The organism is Sphingomonas sp. Leaf30 (assembly GCF_001422525.1).
GTDB lineage: Bacteria > Pseudomonadota > Alphaproteobacteria > Sphingomonadales > Sphingomonadaceae > Sphingomonas > Sphingomonas aerolata.
The window spans coordinates 64,886-66,121 of the sequence record NZ_LMKZ01000002.1; the positions used below are offsets into that span (position 1 = coordinate 64,886).

Annotated in this window: 1 protein-coding gene; it reads right to left on the bottom strand. The window is 67.1% G+C overall.

Annotated features, from left to right (window positions below; all coding sequences use genetic code 11):
• Positions 1 to 285: 285 nt before the first annotated feature.
• A partial coding sequence (locus ASE89_RS07155; protein ID WP_056675580.1) for a hypothetical protein occupies positions 286 to 1,236 on the bottom strand: 951 nt, incomplete at its 5' end.

Below are 1,236 nucleotides of genomic sequence, written 5' to 3' on the forward strand. Positions count from 1 at the left end.
GATCAAGCGTGGCTGCTGGCCTTGGAGGCCTGTCGCTGACCCTGCCTTCGGGGAAGGATCAGCTGCACGGTCTGATCGTAACCCGTCTCAAGGTAACCGTATCGCTGCGCCGCGATAGTCACGTCGTATGGAAAGGGCAGGCGACCACGGTGCGCCCAAGCGGCACGCGAACGGGCGCCCCCTCTGTTGTCGCTACGGCGCTGTCGGACGCCTTACTGACGTGGTTCCCTCGGCAGCTGCCGGGACCGCTGTCCGTGCCATAAGGACCACCGAGTAAGGCGGTTATCAGCCTCTGATCTTTGACAACACGCGTGCGGCAACATTGCTTCTGGCGGCGAGCTTGCGCCCGTAACGCAGCGCGGTCGACGGCGAAGACCATCGCAGCGCCTGTGCAATGCCAACGCCGTCCTCCCCGGCCGCAAACAGATCCTGCGTCAGCCCTACCCGCAGCGAGTGGCTCGATAGCGCCCTTGCAGCCTCCTCAACCTTCGCAATTGGCATCTCGACCAGCCCTTGATCGAAGGCGCTGAGCGCCACCCGCCGATAGATCCCGTTGACGCCCTGCCGGCTCAGCGACGTGGTCCCCACGGTGTAGACGGTGCGTGCCGGTTCGGCCTTCTTGCCATGGAGCTTTTCCTGCCAGTGCCGCGTATGCCCAGGGATCGCTTCGTACGCCATCGGCGGAACCGCGGCGCGCAGACGGCGCCGATCGACCCCCACGCGGCGGAAGACCGGCCCCTCGGTGATGGCGCTCGCGACCAGCCAGGCCCCGACCCGGCGCATCGTGTCCGCTGACAGCCAGCCCCAGGCCCCCTGCCCTTCCTGATCGGTCTTGGATGATGGAATGAACAGGAGCGCCGAGCCATCGCTGTGTGGATCGATGTGCGCGACGGCGACCGCGACGAGCTCGCTGACGCGCAATCCAGCGTCATAGCCGAGCGACAGCAGCGCGGCATCGCGCAAGCCCTGCAAATCGCCGCCACAGGCGCCAAGCAGCGCCGTCAACGTGAACCCCTTGGTATGAGGATCTAGCGAGGCCCCGAAGCGCAACGGGGCAGCCTGGCGCTGAGCAGCGCCACGCCGTCGGCGCATGCCCTTGAGCGCGGCGCGGACCATGATGTGGCTGGTGGGCGCATGCCCCCTCTCCTGCATTCCTGACAGGCTGTGTGCGGTGGCAAGACTGGCAACCCGCCGGGCGACCGTCGCGGGCTTAGCGCCTTGCGCCTCGAGCATGGC